The following is an 18,603-nucleotide window of genomic DNA, read 5'->3' on the forward strand; positions in this document are numbered from 1 at the left end:
GTTATTTCCCCTCGTTATTGTTAAAATGTTTTTCCCATTTAAGGTTTGCACGGTTAAGATTTGCTTTCTTTCTTGCAGTTACCTTAAATTTTTCAAATGCTGTTGGTTCCCAAATTTGAAAGGTTTGACCCTGACCAACAAACAACATGTTATTTTTTATCTTCGCATGTTTTAATAATTTTGATGAAAGTGAAATTCTTCCCTCACTATCAAATTGTAAATTAATACTTTCAGCTAAAATAGATGTTGCAAAAAAATCTCTTTTCTCTTCAAATGGATTTAAAGAGTCAATTGCTGATGAAATTTTTTCAATTCTGTCTTGGGAACATGCTTCAATCGATGAATTGTTAAATGATGGATAACAAATAACACCATTATATCCTAAATTAGATAAATGTGATCTAAAACTAGCAGGCACAGACACTCTTCCTTTTTTGTCTAATCTGTTCTCGCAAGTAGATAAAAACATATATTTTATAATCTTTAAATTCCATATTTGGGAATATATGGGAATATATGGGTAATTTAATTTGGTGTCAAATACTGATTCTTACTAATTTTTGAATGCTATTAGTGAATTTTTTAGTATCAAACTTGTTAATAAGTTCAAATTATTAAATATTTAAAAATACGTCATAAGATTGAAAAAGGGCAATGATGGTTCAGTAGTGAATCTAAACAAGAACATTCATTTATATTCAAAATTAACTTTGAGGAACATTGCCAGATAAATTATAAGCCGGGTTCTGTCATTTAAACCTATCATTTGTCTAGGCTTAAGATCACTCTTAAGCTCAAGCAACTAACCCTGATGACCAGCCAAGGATGGCTTTTAGTTTTATAACAATGTCATCTCTACTTAGTCTTGCTCCCAGTGGGGTTTTCCAGCGTTCATTGTTACCAATAGAACCGGTGTGCTCTTACCACACCTTTTCACCCTTGCCATGTTATGGCGGTTTATTTTCTGTGGCACTATCCCTAGGGTTACCCCCGCCAGGTGTTATCTGGCACTGTATCCTTGTGGAGCCCGGACTTTCCTCTTTAATAAATTAAAGCGATAAATCATTTATCTGGCAATCCCAATGTATTACCAATAAGTAAAAGTTCAAGTAAATTTAATTAAGCTTTTTTGCTAAATTATGACTAATTATAAGACACTCCTTATCAATAATGCCAGTTATTAACTCTTGCCTAAATCTTCTTTGAAAGGCTTTTGTGATTAGATTTAAATTTTTTTCTGAGTAAGGTGCTAATTTTTTAAATTTTTTTATTGGATACCCAATTTTAAATAAATTTTTTATGAATATTTTTTTTTGATTACTATCAATTTTTATTTTCCTTTTTTTTAAAAGTAATTTTTTATTTAAGTTATGCCAAAAACCAATATTTTTTTTTGCTAAATATTCCCAAGGAAATTTTTCTCCTGGATCTTTCTTTCTTTCTGGTGCAATATCAGAATGTCCTAAAATATTTTTTAAATTAATTTTATATTTCTTGATTAAAGATCTGCTCAATTTTATTAAAGATCTTATTTGAGAGTTAGAAAATCTCTCATATCCATGCCTATGCCCGGGATTGGTAATCTCAATACCAATAGAATTTTTGTTTAAAGATTGATATTTTTTCCACAATGATTTGCCTGCATGCCATGAAATATATAAATCTGGGACCATGGTAACAATCTCTCCATTTTTTTTTATTAAATAATTACAGCTAACTTCTGACTTAAAATCAGTGAGTCTTTTGATTGCAGCTTTTTCACTTTTCATTCCTGTATAATGGAAGACAATAAATTTAATTTGGTTTTTTTTTCTTTTTTTAGAATCAAAGCTTGGGGAGTAGTTTAAACTTGTTTTATAAGCCATTATTTAGTCATTTTTTGAGCTTAATCGCGATTTACATTTAATTATTATGTATTATATAATTAAAATTCAAATGAAAAAATTAATAGAGATGTCTTTAATAGTTTTAATGCTTTCTGCATCAGCATTTGCAGCATCAGATGGGGAAAACGAACTTACAAAAAAAAATATTCAAGCTGAAATTAAAGACTGTTTTGAGCCCTTAAATAGAGCAACATTTGCCTTTAACCAAGGTATAGATAAAGTAATTTTCAAACCAGTAGCAAAAGTCTACAGAGTGTTACCTTCACCATTGAGAGCTGGAACGAGTAATGCTCTTGATAATTTATCTACGCTTGCAACAATTCCAAATAATATTCTGCAAGGAGAATTAAAAAAAGCAGGGATTAACACTGGACGTTTTGTAATTAATACAACATTTGGTATTGTTGGAATATTTGATGTAGCAGATATGATGGGATTTCCAGAATATGAAAAAGAAGATTATGGGCAAACACTTGGTACTTTAGGTGTAGGGCCTGGTTGTTACCTAGTGCTACCTGTGATTGGACCATCTACTGTTAGGGACACCATAGGTTCTCTTGCCAATGTTGTGGGTGGAGATCCTTGGTATAATATGACTGTTGGTAATAACACTCAACATTTTTCTGATTTTGATTATTGGAGCACAAGAGCAGCAGCTGGAATAGACTTTAGAGCAAAGAATATTGACTCATTTGAAAATTTAGAAAAAAACTCTATGGACTTTTATGCTTCTGTAAGAAGCTTATATTTACAGGATAGACAAATGAAGATATCAAATTCTAATACAATCATAGAAACGATGGATGATAGTGATTGGGAAGAAATAGAAACTAAATAATTTTATCTTAAATATAAATAAATGAAAAAAACTCTTACTTTTTTTTTATTTTCAATAATTTTTATCTCTAACACTAGCATTTCTCTTTCAATAGAATCTGACGTTTTTATTCAATCAACAGTTAATAGAGCTGCAAGTACACTGAGTGGAAACCTTTCCAAAGAGGAAAGGGTTGAAGAATTAAAAAAAATAGCAATTGATTCAGTAGATATTAATGGAATAGGCCTTTATTCTTTGGGCTCACACAGAAAAAATTTGAATAAAAATCAATTGTCAGATTATAAAACTGTATTTAAAAAATATTTTTTAAAAAGTTTTTCAAGCAGACTTGCTGAATATTCTAATCCAGAAATTGAAGTTATTTCAAAAAATGTAATTAATAAAAACTATACAATAGTACTAAGTAAGCTTATTGGAACAGAAAGTAGACCCGAAGTTAAAATTGAATGGAGAGTTTATACAAAAAATCCTGATAATTTATTGATAAGAGATTTAATTATTGAGGGATTAAGCTTAGCCAGAACCCAAAAAGAAGAGTTTAATTCAATTATCAATTCTAATGATGGAAGTATTGAAGCTCTTTTAAGAAATTTAACTGACTTTTCTTCTAATTAATTTAATTGAATTTGGTGGGCCCGCCAGGACTCGAACCTGGGACCAATACATTATGAGTGTACTGCTCTAACCAACTGAGCTACAGGCCCAAAATCATAGTGTTAATTATATCATTTTTTATAAGTTATCAATTATAGATAATATTTAAATGGTGGGCCGTGTTGGTTACGCTCCAACTACCCCTGCAATGTCAATGCAGTACTCTACTATTGAGCTAACGGCCCGTTAAAAATTAACTTTCTAAGAAACTTTTTAATTGTTTAGACCTGCTAGGATGTTTTAGTTTTCTAAGAGCTTTTGCCTCAATTTGTCTAATTCTTTCTCTTGTTACAGAAAACTGAAGACCAACTTCCTCTAAAGTATGATCCGTATTCATTCCTACACCAAATCTCATTCTTAATACTCTTTCTTCTCTTGGTGTTAAAGTGGATAAAATTTTAGTTGTAGCTTCGCCAAGATTAGATTTAATAGCTTGCTCTAAAGGTGCTAGCGCTTTTGTATCTTCTATGAAATCTCCTAAACTACTATCTTCTTCATCGCCTACAGGCTTTTCTAATGAAACAGGTTCTTTAGAAATTTTTAGAACTTTTCTTACTTTATCCAGTGGCATTCTAAGTTTTTGAGCTAATTCTTCAGGAGTTGCTTCTCTTCCAAACTCACTTAAAATTAATCTTTGAGTTCTTACAATCTTATTAATAGTTTCAATCATATGAACGGGGATTCTTATTGTTCTAGCCTGGTCAGCAATTGATCTAGTAATAGCTTGTCTAATCCACCAAGTAGCATAAGTAGAAAATTTATATCCTCTTCTGTACTCAAATTTATCAACAGCTTTCATCAAACCAATGTTACCTTCTTGAATTAAATCTAAAAACTGAAGACCTCTGTTTGTATATTTTTTAGCAATTGATATTACTAATCTTAAATTGGCTTCAACCATTTCTTTTTTAGCAATTCTAGACTCTTTTTCACCTTTTTGAACTCTACTAACCAATTTTTTAAAGTCTGTTACAGACATTCCTAGCTTATGACTGATCTCAATTAATCTTTCTCTAATATTTTTAAACTCTTCTTTATTTTTTGCAAAAAACTGTTTCCAAATTAAGTTGGTATCTAAAAATTTTTTAAGATTTGGATTAATCTCATTGCCAATATAAAACTTAATAAACTCATTTCTGGGAATGTTGTGATCCATTGCTAGTCTTAAAAGATTTCCCTCTAAAGATATAATTTTTTTATTTTCAACATAGTGTTTTTGAACTAGCTCCTCTAAAACAGAAGGCGATAACTGAAGTGACTTAATGTTTTCTAAAATGTCATCTACAATTTTTTGATATCCTTTTTCTTTAGCAGGAGAAAAATTTTGTGAATTTAAAATACAGTCTAATTTTTCTTTTTGGTATTTTATTAATTTTGTATATTCTTTTGTTAGTATATTTACCGTTTTTAAAACTTTTGGCTTAATTTCAGTTTCCATGGCAGCAAGTGTTGGATTAAAATCATCATCATCACTATCACCAGAATTTTCATCTTTATCGGTCTCACCTGCATTTTTTTGTTTAGCACTAGGACCAGTAGACTCATCTTCCATATAATTTGTGTCAATATCAATAATTTCTCTAACTAAAATTTCATCTTTCTGTAATTGATCATTCCACTCATAAAATTGTTGGGCAGTCATTGGACTTTGCGATAAAGCAATCAACATCACATCTTTTCCAGCTTCAATTCTTTTAGCAATTGCAATCTCGCCTTCTCTTGAAAGCAATTCTACACCGCCCATTTCTCTCAAGTACATTCTTATCGGATCATCACTTTTCTCCATCGTCTTACCTTCTTCTTTAGACGATCCTTCTTTTTTTCTTAAAACTTTAAAATCAGATTTTTTTTCTACTAAGGCTACACCTTCATCTAAGATATGAATGAATGCTTGAGATAAATTTTCATCAGATAGATTTCTTTTTCCAAGAGATTTATTTAACTCTTCATAAGTGATGAACCCTCTGTGAGTTCCTCTACCCATTAATCTAGCAAATGATTTAGTAATTATTCTTTCCACAGCAATATAAGTTTGAAAGACTTATATAATATCAAATTAACAAAAATCCATTGCTAATTTATTGAGATTAGTTGATTTTTCTCTCTTTTTTTAGGTCTTTTAGCTCATTAAATGTTGTTTGGCTCATATCTTTTGAAAACCTCGATTCTAGTTCTTGGATTCTGAACTCAAGATCGTAATTAAACAAATCTTTAGAAATATCATCAAGTAACTCTATTGCTTGATTGTCATTTTCAGATTTATTTTTCAGAATATATTTAATTGGAGCAAATTTATTTATCTTATCTAATAGCTGTTTATCCAATTTTACATCTTCAATACTAATTTGCTCACCAGACTTTAGTCTTTCAATAATGGAATTAAATATTTGTTTATTTATTTCTGTGAATAGCTTTATATTTTCAATTAAATGAATATTTGCTTGAAAAAGAGATAGATTATTTAGAAGTAGATATAGTAAAGAAAATTCTTTTAACTCTACACCAGTTATTGATTGGCTTTCGTTAAAATATTTTTTAGTTGAGTCAAGTGATTTTGTTTTTTTTATATAAAACTTTTTTTTATTTTGATTGGAGTGAGGAGTTAACTCTGCAATTTTTTCCAAAAAATATTCAAGCACATATTTTTTAATAAAATCATCTTTAATCGTATTTGCTATAGATCTAAGTTTTTTTTCAAATATTGCCATTGAAGATGGGTTATTTTCAGTTTGTTTCTTGTAATGACTAAAAATAAATTGATGAATGGATAACTTGCTTTGTTTTGTAAAATCTACAAAGTAGTTTTTTCCATGTTTATTAACATAGCTATCGGGATCTTCTTTATTCGGTAAAAATAAAAAGGATATTTGTTTTTCAGGTCTTAATTCTTTTATAGAATTTTCAGCAGCTCTAAGAGCAGCTTTATATCCACTCTCATCACCGTCAAAACAAATTATAATATCGTCAAAGAACTGATTTAAAGTTAAAATTTGTTTATCAGTTAGTGAAGTTCCAAGGTTAGCAACTACATTTTCAATTCCATTTTTACTCAATCCAACAACATCCATGTATCCTTCAACTAAATAAATGTGATCTAGTTTGTTAGATAATTTTCTAGCTAAATCTAAATTATATAGGTTTGAACCTTTTTTAAAAAAAGTTGTTTCAGGTGAATTAATATATTTTGCTAAGTAGTCTAAATTTTCTATTATTCTTCCACCTAAAGCAATTGGCTGTCCTGAAATATTATTTATTGGAAAAATTAATCTTCCTCTAAATCTTTCAACATATATTTTTTTCTTTTCATCCAGGTAAAACAATCCACTCTCCACTAAAGCTTGTTCACTAAATTCATTTTTTAATTTATCAAAAAAACTGGGATTTTTTTCTATGTAGCCAATTTTGAATTTTTTAACTTCTTCTCTACCTAGTGATCTTTTTTTTAAATAGTCTCTAGCGTTAGAGTATTTTTCATTTTTTAATAGCTCACTGTGATAAAAATCAACATACTGACTATAGATTGATAGATATTCCTTCCATTTTTTTTCTCTTTCTTCATCTTGCTTTGAAAACATATAAGGCTGCATACCAGCTAGCTGAGCAAGGTGTTTAACAGCCTCACCAAATTTAAAATTTTGTGTTTTAATTACAAAATCAAAAATATTTCCATGCTCAGACGTTGCAAAACAATGATAAAATTCCTTTTCATCGTTAACTGTAAATGATGGAGTTTTTTCAGTTTTAAATGGAGACAAACCTACGTATTCTTTGCCTCTTTTCTTTAATGCAACTGACTTTGATACGACTGTTGAAACTTTAAGTCTCGTTTTAATTTCATCCAAGTACTCTTTGGGGTATTTCATTAACTGCCCAATAGTTCCTTAATTAGTGGACCTGCTTTTGCAAAATCAATTTCATCAGCATGTAGTTTTTTTAATTCACCCATTACTTTTCCCATATCTTTAACTGAACTTGCTCCAAGTTTTGATATAACTTCAGCACATATTTTCTTAGTTTCTTCTTCGCCAAGCTGTTTTGGTAAAAACGCTGTTAAAATTTCATATTCATTTTGCTCAATTTCTAAAAGATCTGTTCTGTTGTTTTTTTTATAAATATCTATCGATTCGGCTCTTTGTTTAACCATTTTTTTTAAAAGCTTTTTAATATCTTCGTCATCAGTATCTTTTTTGTTAGGACCAGATCTATTCACAATGTCTAAATCCTTAATAGATGATAATATTAACCTGTAGGTTGATATTTTAGTTTTATCTTTAGCTTTTAGTGCGTTTTTATATTCAGTTTCGATAGTTTCTTTTAATGCCATAATTATTTAATCTACTTCAAAGAAAAAAATCTTCAAAAGAAAAATTGTTTTTTTACAATTTTATATTACATCTCTGTTGCGATAATAATGCAATTATTGTATTAACCTCTAACTCAAGAGTTGTAATTGATCAAAAAAGCAAAAAAATCGAACTCAAAAAATTCACAAATCACCACAGGCGTCTTAGTTCTTGAAAACAAAAAGGTTTTTAAAGGAATAGGGATTGGCTACCAAGGAGAAGCAACAGCGGAAGTTTGTTTTAATACATCATTAACTGGATACCAAGAAATTATATCAGATCCATCTTATGCCGGGCAAATCATAAATTTTACATTCCCTCATATTGGAAATGTTGGCACTAATAAAGAAGACTACGAGTCTGATAAAATATGGACTAAAGGAGTGGTGTTTAATTCAGAAATAACATCGCCATCGAATTACAGATCATTTCTTCATTTAGATGCTTGGCTTAAAAAAAATAAAATAGTTGGAATTACAGGGTTAGATACTAGAAGTTTAACTAATTTCATTAGAGACAAAGGTGCCCCAAAAGGAACCCTTGCATATTCTAAAACTGGCAAATTTAATATTAGTAAATTAACCAACTCAACAATTAAGTGGAGTGGATTAAAAAACCTTGATCTTGCAGAAAAAGTTACAACACCAAAAAACTATATTTGGAAAGGTCTTAAAACTTGGAAAAAAGAAACAGGATACAAAAAAAATACCAAGAATTCTTTTCATGTAGTTGCGATTGATTATGGAATAAAAAAAAATATTTTAAGATATTTTTCTGACTTTAATTGTAAAGTGACAGTTGTCTCTTGTAAAACATCAGCTGAAAAAATTTTAGCTCTTAAACCAAATGGAATATTTTTATCAAATGGTCCAGGAGATCCAGCTGCAACTGGAAAATATGCCATCAATATAATCAAAGATTTAATTAAAAATAATTTACCCATATTTGGGATTTGTTTGGGGCATCAAATACTAGCCCTTACACTTGGTGCTAAAACAAAAAAAATGAAATTAGGTCATAGAGGTGCAAACCATCCAGTTAAAAATTTAATACATGATAATGTAGAAATCACTAGTCAAAACCATGGTTTTGAAATTATTAGAGAAAGTTTGCCAAAAAATATTGAAGTTACTCATAAATCTTTATTTGATAATTGTATTGAAGGTATCAGATTAAAAAATAAACCAATATTTTCAGTTCAATACCACCCTGAGTCAAACCCAGGACCTCAAGACAGTGTTTATTTATTTCAAGAATTTATCAACAACATGAAAACAAATGCCAAAAAGAAAAGATCTTAAAAAAATATTAGTTGTTGGAGCTGGTCCAATTATTATTGGTCAAGCTTGTGAGTTTGATTACTCAGGAACACAAGCATGTAAAGCGTTACGTGACGAAGGTTATAAGGTTGTCTTAATAAACTCAAATCCCGCAACCATTATGACCGATCCTGACGTTGCAGATAAAACTTATATAGAGCCTATTACTCTCGAAGTTTTAGAAAAAATTCTCAAAAAAGAAAAACCAGATGCAATTCTTCCAACTATGGGTGGTCAAACTGCACTTAACCTTGCAATGGAAGCTGAGAAAAAAGGAATATTAAAAAAATATAAAATAGAATTAATCGGTGCAAACTCTAAAGCAATATCTAACGCAGAGGACAGAAAAAAATTTAGAAAAAACATGATTGATATTGGTTTAGATTTACCTAAATCTGAAATCGTCAATAACATCAATCAAGCATCCAAAGTTTTAAAAAAAATTGGCTTACCTGCAATTATAAGACCTGCTTTTACTCTTGGAGGTCTTGGGGGTGGAATTGCTAAAAATGAAAAGGAATATCTAAAAATTATTAAAAGTGGATTACACGAGTCTCCTGTCAGCCAAGTATTAGTTGAGGAGTGCTTAGAAGGCTGGAAAGAGTTTGAGATGGAAGTTGTAAGGGATAAAAAAGACAACTGTATCATTATCTGTTCGATTGAAAATATCGACCCAATGGGAATTCATACTGGGGACTCGGTTACCGTTGCCCCTGCTCTTACTCTAACTGATAAAGAATACCAAGTGATGAGAAATGCATCCATTGCATGTTTAAGAAAAATTGGAGTTGAAACAGGTGGATCAAATGTTCAGTTCGCAATCAATCCAAAAAATGGTCGAATGGTTGTAATTGAAATGAACCCAAGAGTATCTCGTTCATCTGCTCTTGCATCAAAAGCAACTGGTTTTCCAATTGCAAAAGTTGCGGCAAAACTTGCAGTTGGTTACACGTTAGATGAATTAAAAAATGAGATCACAAAAGTAACTCCTGCATCATTTGAACCTAGTATTGATTATGTAGTAACAAAAATTCCAAGATTTACATTTGAAAAGTTTCCAACTTCACCTGCAACCTTAGGCACATCTATGAAATCAGTTGGGGAAGCTATGGCTATTGGTAGAAACTTTAAAGAGTCGCTTCAAAAAGCATTAGTTTCACTTGAAACAGGATTTTCTGGATTAGATAGAATATTTGATCTAAATAAAAAACAAATTGAAAAAAAACTTAAAGAAAGTATTCCAAATAAAATTTTATTAGTTGCTGAGGCGATAAGAAAAAAGATCGATTTAAAGAGAATATTTACTTTATCAAAAATTGACCCTTGGTTCTTAGAACAAATTAAAGAAATTGTAGATAATGAAACTAAGATTAAAAATAAAGGATTACCTAAAGATTTTAATGAGTTTAACCGAATAAAATCTATTGGTTTTTCTGATAAAAAACTATCAGAGTTAACAAAAACATCAGAAGATGCTGTCAGACGTAAAAGAACTGCTCTTAAAATATTACCCGTATTTAAGAAAGTTGATACATGTGCGGCTGAGTTTAAATCGTTTACTCCTTATATGTATTCTACATATCAAAGAAATTTTTCAATTAATTCTGAGTGTGAGGCCGATCCATCAGCTAAGAAAAAAATCATAATACTAGGTGGTGGGCCAAATAGAATAGGACAAGGAATAGAGTTTGATTATTGCTGTTGTCAGGCTAGTTTTGCACTGAAAGATGCTGGTTTTGAAACCATCATGATCAATTGTAATCCTGAAACGGTTTCAACTGATTATGATACTAGTGACCGGTTGTACTTTGAACCTTTAAAAGAAGAGTATGTCTTTAATATAATTAAAAAAGAAAAAGAAAAAGGAAACCTAATTGGGATTATTGCTCAATTTGGTGGCCAAACCCCAATTAAACTTGCTAAATTTTTACATGATAACAAACTGCCAATTTTAGGAACGCAGTACACATCAATTGATTTAGCTGAAGATAGAAATCTATTTAGAAATCTTCTTAATAAATTAAAGTTAAAGCAAGCTGAAAGTGGAATTGCCAAAACATATAAGCAAGCTATCCAAATAGCAGAGAGAATTGGTTTACCCTTAATGGTTAGACCTTCGTATGTATTAGGTGGAAGAGCAATGGAAATTGTTCATGAAAAAAGTCAGCTTAAAAACTTTGTTGAAGAAGCGTTTAAAGCAGCTGAAGAAAATCCAATTCTAATTGATAAGTTTATTGATCATGCAATGGAGGTTGATGTTGATGCAATATCAGATGGTAAACAAGTTCATGTGGCAGGCATTATGCAACACATTGAAGAAGCAGGAATTCATTCTGGAGACTCAGCTTGTAGCCTACCTCCAATATCAATTAAGCCATTCTTGATTAAAGAAATTGAAAATCAAACTAAGAGATTAGCTTTAGCCTTAAAAGTTAAAGGTTTCATGAATATTCAATTTGCAATTAAAAAAGATGAAATTTATGTAATTGAGGTAAATCCTAGAGCTAGTAGAACGGTGCCATTTGTATCTAAAGCAAAAGGTCTTCCTCTTGCTAAAATTGCATCACGGGTGATGGCTGGTGAAAAATTATCAAAGTTTAATTTAAGAGATAAATCTAAAGGAATGTATGCTGTAAAAGAAGCGGTATTTCCTTTCAATAAATTTCCAAACAGTGATTTGCTTTTAGGACCTGAAATGAAGTCAACTGGTGAAGTAATGGGATTTGATAAAAACTTTGGAATGGCTTTTGCTAAAAGTCAAATTGGTGCTGCCAACTCATTACCAAAACAAGGCCTAGCATTTGTATCATTAAAAGACTCTCACAAAGATGAGGGAATAGATCTAGCTAAAGAGTTAATTAAATTAAATTTTACACTTTGTGCTACAAAAGGAACTGCAGAGTATTTTAGAAAACATAAAATTAAATGTAAAATCATCAATAAAGTAAGTAGTGGATCTCCTCATATAGTAGACGTCTTAGACTCTAAAAAAATCGCACTTGTGATTAATACGGGTGGAGGAAATACTGAGCACAGACTAAATGATGCAATAGCACTTAGAAGAGCAACACTAAAGAATAAAGTTCCATATTGTACCAACATGTCTACCGCTCAAGCATGCTTAGAAGCTATAAAATCCCTTAAAACTAGAAAATTAGAAGTAACTTCACTTCAAGATATTTAAAAAAACCTAAAATGGTGAAGTTGAATCTTCAAAAAATTTTTTTTTTTTATAAAAATATAGAAAATTAATTTTTAATAATTATTTATAACAAAACTTAATAAGCAATGTTGCAAGTTTATAATACTAAAATTTTATCATTTCCAAGATCCAGAAAAATTATACAGGACGAAAAATTTAAAGTTAGAAAATACAAAGGGTTTAATTTAATAAATCTAAAACCTGAATTAAAAAAAATATCTCAAAAAATAATTAATAGAAAAAAAATTTCAAATTTAGATTATTATAAAACTTTAGCGAGCCTACATGGTTATGATTTCATTTTGTATAATGAAATTATAAGAAATAAAAAAATATCAAAAGATTTATCAAATTTTAGAAAAAAAAATAAACACATTTCTTACCTTGAAAATAGATGCCACCCTTTTTCAAAGCAAGATGATAAAATTTTAATTTTAGCAACAAATATAGATAGAAAATTAATAGATTTTTTATTGTCTGAATATCAAAAGGATCAAATAAAAATTGTATTAACAACACCTAGGGATCTAAAATTATTTTTTCAAAAAATTTATAAAAGAACGGATACTAAAAATGCATCTGAATTGCTTCATATTAGAGAACCTAAATTATCTGCAAAAAAAGTTTTTTCCCTGAAACTTACAATTTTTTTATTGTCATTAATTGGGACGTTAGTCACCTGTGGCTATAAATATCCAGCTGAAACCTCTTTTTGTTTTGCCGCTTTTTGTACGTGTGTTTTTTTAATTAATTCATCATTTAGGGTTTGGCTTTTTGTAGTGGCTATTTATTTAAAATTTAAAAATAGATATAAAAAAGAAATCCCCATTTTAGGACAAAATAATTTACCAACGTACTCAATATTGATTCCTATATACAAAGAAACTGAAGTTTTAAAAAAACTTATTAAAAATATATCTGCATTAAAATATCCCAAAAAAAAGCTTGATGTAAAATTAATCTTTGAAGAAGACGATTTAGAGACTATTGAATTAGCAAAAAAATTAAATCCACCTCGTTTTTTTGAATTCATTATCGTACCTAAAAGTTATCCACAAACAAAACCTAAGGCATGTAATTATGCTTTAACATTTTGTCGGGGTGAATATGTTTGTATTTATGACGCTGAAGATAAACCTGAGACGGATCAATTATTAAAAGCTGTAGCTAAATTTAGATCTTTGCCCGATGATTATGTCTGTTTGCAAGCATCTCTTAATTATTACAATCAAGGTTATAATTATTTAACTCGTTTATTTTCATTGGAATACGCTCAATGGTTTGATTGGTTTTTACCTGGTTTAAATAAATTTAAATCTCCAATTCCTTTAGGAGGAACATCTAATCATTTTAAAAGAAAAAAATTATACGAACTTTATAATTGGGACTCTTACAATGTGACTGAAGATGCAGATCTAGGTATTCGTATTTATCAAAAAGGATTTAAGACAACAATTTTAAATTCTACTACATGGGAAGAGGCAACCGGTAGCAAAAGAGCTTGGATTAAACAAAGAACAAGATGGGTTAAAGGACACATGATAACTGTCTTAATTCATAATAGAAATCCATTTAAATTCTTATGGAAAACTGGTTTAAGGGGATTTATGGGATTTCACTTATTTTTAACACTGCCATTAATAAATTTCTTAATTAATCCTTTTGCTATTTTACAAGGGTTTTTCTTGCTTACATCCCCTGATTATTCAAGCTGGGTAGGATTTGGAGATGATTTGTTAACATATTTTATTTATGGAATACTTTTATACAATTTATCTAATATTCTTATGTCAATGGTTGCAGGCATTAAAAGGAAATTTAGTAAATTATATATTTTCTTACCGCTAGTTCCTATTTATTGGATGTTGCATAGTGTTGCGGCATTCATCGGAATTTTTGAAGTAATAACCAAGCCACATTATTGGGCCAAAACTACACATGGTAAATATTTAACTTAAATATGATAAAATTATTAATAAATTTAAAAACAACACATAAAGTTTTACTTTTATTTATTTTATTTCTTGTAATATTTTCAGGTTTTTTTTTAATTCATTTATTCTCACCTGATCACAATCATGAGTTTGAAAATTTAAATGATGTTATCATAAATAATTTTATTGTTAGTTTTTATGAAGTTGTATTTATTTTTATAGTATTTTTTTTATTAGTAGTATTTTTATCTTATATTGTAATTAAAACAGATAAATTGGAAAGCATAGTTAATGTTGATGAACTTACAAATGTTCAAACAAGAAGAAGTTTCTTTTTGAATAATGGTGATAATGGTAAAAGAACATTTGATTATTTAATTCTAATTATTGATATTGATTATTTTAAAAGTGTTAATGATAGTTTTGGTCATGATGTTGGTGACAAATATTTAACAAAATTTGGTCAAGAACTAAAAAAAATTGGAGTAGATAGTTTAAATACTGTAAGATTAGGTGGTGAAGAATTTGGCTTAATTTTCAATTTAAAAGATATTGAAAAAAAATATAAAACTACAAAAGGATATAAAGGTTTTAGTCTATCTCAAAAGATAAATAAATTTTCAAAATCTATTCATAAGAAATTGAATAGTATTTTCTTAGATGATAATAAGACAATAATACAAAAAACGTGTTCATTTGGTTCTGCGATACTTCGTGTTGATGATAAAATTTCAGATTCTTTATCATACGCCGACAGAGCTTTGCAAGTTGTTAAAAAAAATGGTCGTAATAATTATAAATTTGCAGATGATAAATTTATTGCTACCTCTATGGAATTAAATGAAATTATTACACTTGATGGATTAAGTGAAGCTCTTAAAAAAAGTCAATTAAGTTTTTATTTTCAACCTATTATTGATATAAAAAATAATTCAATTAAATTTTTTGAATGTTTAATAAGATGGACTAAGCCTAATGGTACTATACTTTTACCAAAAGATTTCTTATCTAAATTTGTTCACTTAAATACAAGATCTATGAAAGAAGGTACTAGAATATGGAGAACGGTTTTTGATAAAAGTTTTAAAAATATTAATATCGATAAAAGGATAAAATTTTCAATTAATTTTCAAATGTCTCACTTTGCAAATATTGGAGCAGGAAAGCTAGTGATGGAAGAAATAGAATATATAAAAACTTTAATTGATAATGAAATAATAGTAGAAATTACAGAAGCGCAAAATACTAGAATTGATGACAAAGCGGCCAATAAGGAAATACAATATGCGAAAAATCAAGGAGTGTCAGTTGCTTTAGATGATTATGGAGTAAAAGGAAGTAATCTTGAACGTTTGATTAATACACCCTGGAATATCATTAAATTAGATAAACAGTTAATTAATAATGTTGTAACTAATAAACGCTCTCGTGTTGCGGTAGAAGGAATTAAAACAATGGCAAATAGATTAGATAATCAAATAATAGCTGAAGGAGTTGAAACTAAAGAGCAGCTAAAATATCTAAAAGAAATTGGTATAAATTTAATACAAGGTTTTTTATTTTCCAAACCAATGCCAGGTAATCAAATTGAAGGATATATAAAACAATTTTCTGCTAAATATCAATAGACTAGTCTCTATCATTTTTTTCTTTTTCTTCTTCAATCAAAATTCTTTCAGAAGCTCCTTCTAGATCTTCGTATTGATTATTTTTTAACGTCCATAAAAATGCTAGTAACCCTATTAAACCAAGAGTAAGTGCAATAGGTATAAGATAGAGCAAAATATTCATGATTAAATTTTTTTCCTTTTTAGATTTAAACGAAAACTATTTCCAATTACAAATAATGAAGAACTTGACATTGCAATAGCTGCAATTAATGGTGTGACCAAACCTATGATCGCCATAGGAATAGCAAAGATATTATAAATAACTGCCATTAAAAAATTTTGTTTAATTAATAAAACAGATTTTTTTGCAACTTTAATACAACTAATAATTGGAAATAGTTTTTCACCTTGAAAAACAATGTCTGCAGTATTTTGGGTAATATCCATTGCAGTCGATGGTGAAATAGATACATCAGCTTCAGCCAGCGATGGGGCATCATTCAAACCATCTCCAACCATCAGAATTTCTTTATTTTGTAATTTTAATTTTCTAATAAATTCACTTTTCATTTCTATTGAAAATTCAGAATAATAATCATTTATACCAAGGTGTTCTGCTATTCTTTTTACTACTTCATTTCGATCACCAGATAAAATTATTGGAGTAATTCCTAATTTTTTAATCTCATCAATTACATCTTTGGTATCTTTTCTTAATTGATCCTCAAAACTAAAACAGATTTTTTTTTCATTTTCTACCGAAAGCCATATCTCTGAAAAAATTTCATTTTCATCTTTTTGTGAAGGACAAGACCAATTTTTTTTTCCTAGTTTTAATAATTTACCTTTAAAATATCCTTCCACTCCACAACCAATTATTTCTTTTACATTATCTAAATTAAGTAATTTGCCATTAAATTGATTACAAATAGATCTTGAAAAAGGATGCTTGCTATAATGTGCTAACGATGCTGCAATTTGTAGATCTTCTTCTGAGTATGATCCTATTAAATTAGGCTTACCCACTGTTAGTGTTCCTGTCTTATCTAAAATTACATACTTCACTTTTGATAATTTTTCCAAAGCATCACCAGATTTTAAATAGATACCTTTTTTCATAAGCGAATTATTTGCTAATACCTGAACGACTGGAACTGCTAAACCTAAAGCACAGGGACATGTAATAATTAATACGGTTACCGCTATTAAAAGTGAGGGTTGCCAAGCTAAATCAGCGAACATCCACCATCCAATAAATGTAAATAAGCCAGCTAAATGTACTATTGGTGTGTATAATTTGGCTGCTTTATCAGCAATTCTGGTGTACTTGGATTTACTTATCTCTGCTTTTTCCATTAGTTTCACAATGTTTGTGAGTAAATTATTTTCTGTAGATTTAGAAACTTCAATTTGAATTGGTGCTGAAATGTTAATTGTACCGGCAAATACATTATCATTTATATTTGCTTTTTTAGGTAATGTTTCACCACTGATAAGACTTAAATCTATTTCTGTAGATCCGTTTAGAATAATTCCATCTGCAGGTATTTTTTCTCCTATAGAAATTGTAATAATATCTCCTGCTCTTATGTCTTTTATCGGAACAATTACTTGTTTTTCATCCTTTATAACTGTTGCAGTTCCACCTAAAGCTGAAAGTAATTCTTTAGCAGATTTTTTTGCCTTACCTTTTGCTAAAACATCTAGATATCTACCAATTAGTAAAAAAAATAATAACATTATCGCAGAGTCGAAATAGATATGCTCACCACTATTAACTGTTTCAAAAAAACTAATTAAACTAGTTAGAATTACTGCCAATGAAATTGGCACATCCATATTTGTATTTTTTTTTAGCAAAACTTTTAATGCTGAATAAAAAAATGGTCTTCCAGAATAGATTATAGCTGGTAGTGCAATTAAACTTGAAATCCATTGAAATAGTTCTCTTGTTGCAAATCCCATTGTCTCAACTGATGATGACCATAAGCCAACTGAAATTAACATTAAATTCGCTGCTGCAAAGCCTGACACTGCAATAGATCTTATTAAGATTTTTTTATTCTCTTCAAAATCATTATCTAAATTATCAACATCATACAAACTTATTGGATATCCCAACTCAGATACAATTTTAGCAAATTTATCTGCTAATTTTTTTTCACCTACCCACTTAATTTCTAATTTTTCAGTAGACATATTCACTCTTACAAAAAAAACATTTTCTAGAGTGTAAAGTGATTTTTCAATAAGATGGATACATGAAGCACAGTGAATATTTTTTACTTTAAAAATAATACTATTATTATTTTTTGGATCAATTTTAACAAAAGGAGAAAATAATTTATTTATCTCTACTTTATTAAAATTCGTTTTATTGTTTGATATTTGTGCTTGTTCCATATTACTAATATCTTTACATCCCACTGTCCTTTTAAAGGAAATTTAATTAATTTTTGGAATTTACCATTTGTTTGTTTTTCTAATTTAATTGAAAAATCATAACCAGTTTGAGTTGGTCTAACTAAAAAAGCTGTAACAGAAGCTCCATCAAAACTATCTTTTTTTTCATTTTCTAAATAAAAATTTAGAAAATCATCTTGATAAATGATTTCACTTTTCCAATTTAAATCATTTTGTTTTTTACTAGCCTCAATTATTTTATTGTAATTTAATCCTTGATTGTAAGCGTTCTCAGTTACTACACCTCTATGAGTTGAGGTTGCTAGATAAACAAATATGCTATCTAAAATTATCAAAATAACGAAGAAAACTATAAAATAGTGAGGAAAATTGTTATTTTTTTGCTTAATCATA

Annotated in this window: 14 protein-coding genes, 2 tRNA genes and 1 other RNA gene; 6 read left to right on the forward strand and 11 right to left on the reverse strand. The window is 28.9% G+C overall.

Annotation, left to right across the window (positions count from 1 at the left end; genetic code table 11):
- Position 1 precedes the first annotated feature (1 nt).
- The 3 genes from mraZ to ACIJYC_RS05655 form a co-directional block, all read right to left on the reverse strand.
- On the reverse strand, positions 2 to 469 hold the full coding sequence (mraZ, locus tag ACIJYC_RS05645) for a division/cell wall cluster transcriptional repressor MraZ (protein WP_435165429.1): 468 nt from the start codon (positions 467 to 469) through the stop codon (positions 2 to 4).
- Between the two features lie 250 nt (positions 470 to 719).
- Positions 720 to 1,074, reverse strand: an RNA gene (rnpB, locus tag ACIJYC_RS05650) — RNase P RNA component class A.
- 41 nt (positions 1,075 to 1,115) lie between these two features.
- Positions 1,116 to 1,865: an N-acetylmuramoyl-L-alanine amidase gene (locus tag ACIJYC_RS05655; protein WP_435165431.1), complete on the reverse strand. Its 750-nt coding sequence runs from the start codon at positions 1,863 to 1,865 to the stop codon at positions 1,116 to 1,118.
- Positions 1,866 to 1,935: 70 nt separating this feature from the next.
- Here ACIJYC_RS05655 and ACIJYC_RS05660 point away from each other — a divergent pair, with 70 nt between their 5' ends.
- Both ACIJYC_RS05660 and ACIJYC_RS05665 read left to right on the forward strand, forming a co-directional pair.
- Positions 1,936 to 2,724: an MlaA family lipoprotein gene (locus ACIJYC_RS05660; protein WP_435165433.1), complete on the forward strand. Its 789-nt coding sequence runs from the start codon at positions 1,936 to 1,938 to the stop codon at positions 2,722 to 2,724.
- A 21-nt stretch (positions 2,725 to 2,745) separates the two neighbouring features.
- Complete coding sequence (locus ACIJYC_RS05665; protein ID WP_435165436.1) at positions 2,746 to 3,339, forward strand: MlaC/ttg2D family ABC transporter substrate-binding protein; 594 nt, start codon at positions 2,746 to 2,748, stop codon at positions 3,337 to 3,339.
- Positions 3,340 to 3,351: 12 nt separating this feature from the next.
- Here the strand turns inward: ACIJYC_RS05665 and ACIJYC_RS05670 are convergent.
- From ACIJYC_RS05670 to ACIJYC_RS05690, 5 genes are all read right to left on the reverse strand, one after another.
- Positions 3,352 to 3,428 (reverse strand) — tRNA-Ile (locus ACIJYC_RS05670).
- A gap of 60 nt (positions 3,429 to 3,488) precedes the next feature.
- Positions 3,489 to 3,563 (reverse strand) — tRNA-Val (locus tag ACIJYC_RS05675).
- 8 nt (positions 3,564 to 3,571) lie between these two features.
- Complete coding sequence (gene rpoD / locus ACIJYC_RS05680; RefSeq protein ID WP_435165438.1) at positions 3,572 to 5,398, reverse strand: RNA polymerase sigma factor RpoD; 1,827 nt, start codon at positions 5,396 to 5,398, stop codon at positions 3,572 to 3,574.
- 67 nt (positions 5,399 to 5,465) lie between these two features.
- Positions 5,466 to 7,241: a DNA primase gene (gene dnaG / locus ACIJYC_RS05685; RefSeq protein WP_435165441.1), complete on the reverse strand. Its 1,776-nt coding sequence runs from the start codon at positions 7,239 to 7,241 to the stop codon at positions 5,466 to 5,468.
- Positions 7,241 to 7,702 carry a GatB/YqeY domain-containing protein gene (locus ACIJYC_RS05690; protein ID WP_435162634.1) on the reverse strand — a complete coding sequence of 154 codons (462 nt, stop codon included), beginning with the start codon at positions 7,700 to 7,702 and terminating at the stop codon, positions 7,241 to 7,243. The genes dnaG and ACIJYC_RS05690 overlap by 1 nt, the downstream gene beginning before the upstream one ends.
- Positions 7,703 to 7,828: 126 nt before the next feature.
- On the opposite strand from ACIJYC_RS05690, the gene carA reads away from it, so the two are divergent.
- The 4 genes from carA (at position 7,829) to ACIJYC_RS05710 (ending at position 15,804) form a co-directional block, all read left to right on the forward strand.
- On the forward strand, positions 7,829 to 9,022 hold the full coding sequence (carA, locus tag ACIJYC_RS05695; protein WP_435165444.1) for a glutamine-hydrolyzing carbamoyl-phosphate synthase small subunit: 1,194 nt from the start codon (positions 7,829 to 7,831) through the stop codon (positions 9,020 to 9,022).
- Positions 9,000 to 12,224, forward strand: a complete 3,225-nt coding sequence (gene carB / locus ACIJYC_RS05700; protein ID WP_435165447.1) for a carbamoyl-phosphate synthase large subunit — start codon at positions 9,000 to 9,002, stop codon at positions 12,222 to 12,224. Before carA ends, carB begins: the two co-directional genes overlap by 23 nt.
- Before the next feature lie 104 nt (positions 12,225 to 12,328).
- On the forward strand, positions 12,329 to 14,200 hold the full coding sequence (locus ACIJYC_RS05705; RefSeq protein ID WP_435165450.1) for a glycosyltransferase family 2 protein: 1,872 nt from the start codon (positions 12,329 to 12,331) through the stop codon (positions 14,198 to 14,200).
- 2 nt (positions 14,201 to 14,202) lie between these two features.
- Positions 14,203 to 15,804 carry an EAL domain-containing protein gene (locus tag ACIJYC_RS05710; RefSeq protein ID WP_435165453.1) on the forward strand — a complete coding sequence of 534 codons (1,602 nt, stop codon included), beginning with the start codon at positions 14,203 to 14,205 and terminating at the stop codon, positions 15,802 to 15,804.
- A 1-nt stretch (position 15,805) separates the two neighbouring features.
- Here the strand turns inward: ACIJYC_RS05710 and ccoS are convergent, their stop codons facing one another.
- The 3 genes from ccoS to ACIJYC_RS05725 are packed head-to-tail and all read right to left on the reverse strand — an operon-like array spanning position 15,806 to position 18,602.
- Positions 15,806 to 15,967 (reverse strand): cbb3-type cytochrome oxidase assembly protein CcoS, encoded by a 162-nt coding sequence (ccoS, locus tag ACIJYC_RS05715; protein WP_435085395.1) that lies wholly within the window; start codon positions 15,965 to 15,967, stop codon positions 15,806 to 15,808.
- A 2-nt stretch (positions 15,968 to 15,969) separates the two neighbouring features.
- Positions 15,970 to 18,189 carry a heavy metal translocating P-type ATPase gene (locus ACIJYC_RS05720; RefSeq protein WP_435165456.1) on the reverse strand — a complete coding sequence of 740 codons (2,220 nt, stop codon included), beginning with the start codon at positions 18,187 to 18,189 and terminating at the stop codon, positions 15,970 to 15,972.
- Complete coding sequence (locus ACIJYC_RS05725; RefSeq protein WP_435165458.1) at positions 18,141 to 18,602, reverse strand: FixH family protein; 462 nt, start codon at positions 18,600 to 18,602, stop codon at positions 18,141 to 18,143. Before ACIJYC_RS05725 ends, ACIJYC_RS05720 begins: the two co-directional genes overlap by 49 nt.
- Between the last annotated feature and the right edge of the window lies 1 nt (position 18,603).

This window comes from Candidatus Pelagibacter bacterium nBUS_28 (genome assembly GCF_051200915.1).
GTDB lineage: Bacteria > Pseudomonadota > Alphaproteobacteria > Pelagibacterales > Pelagibacteraceae > Pelagibacter.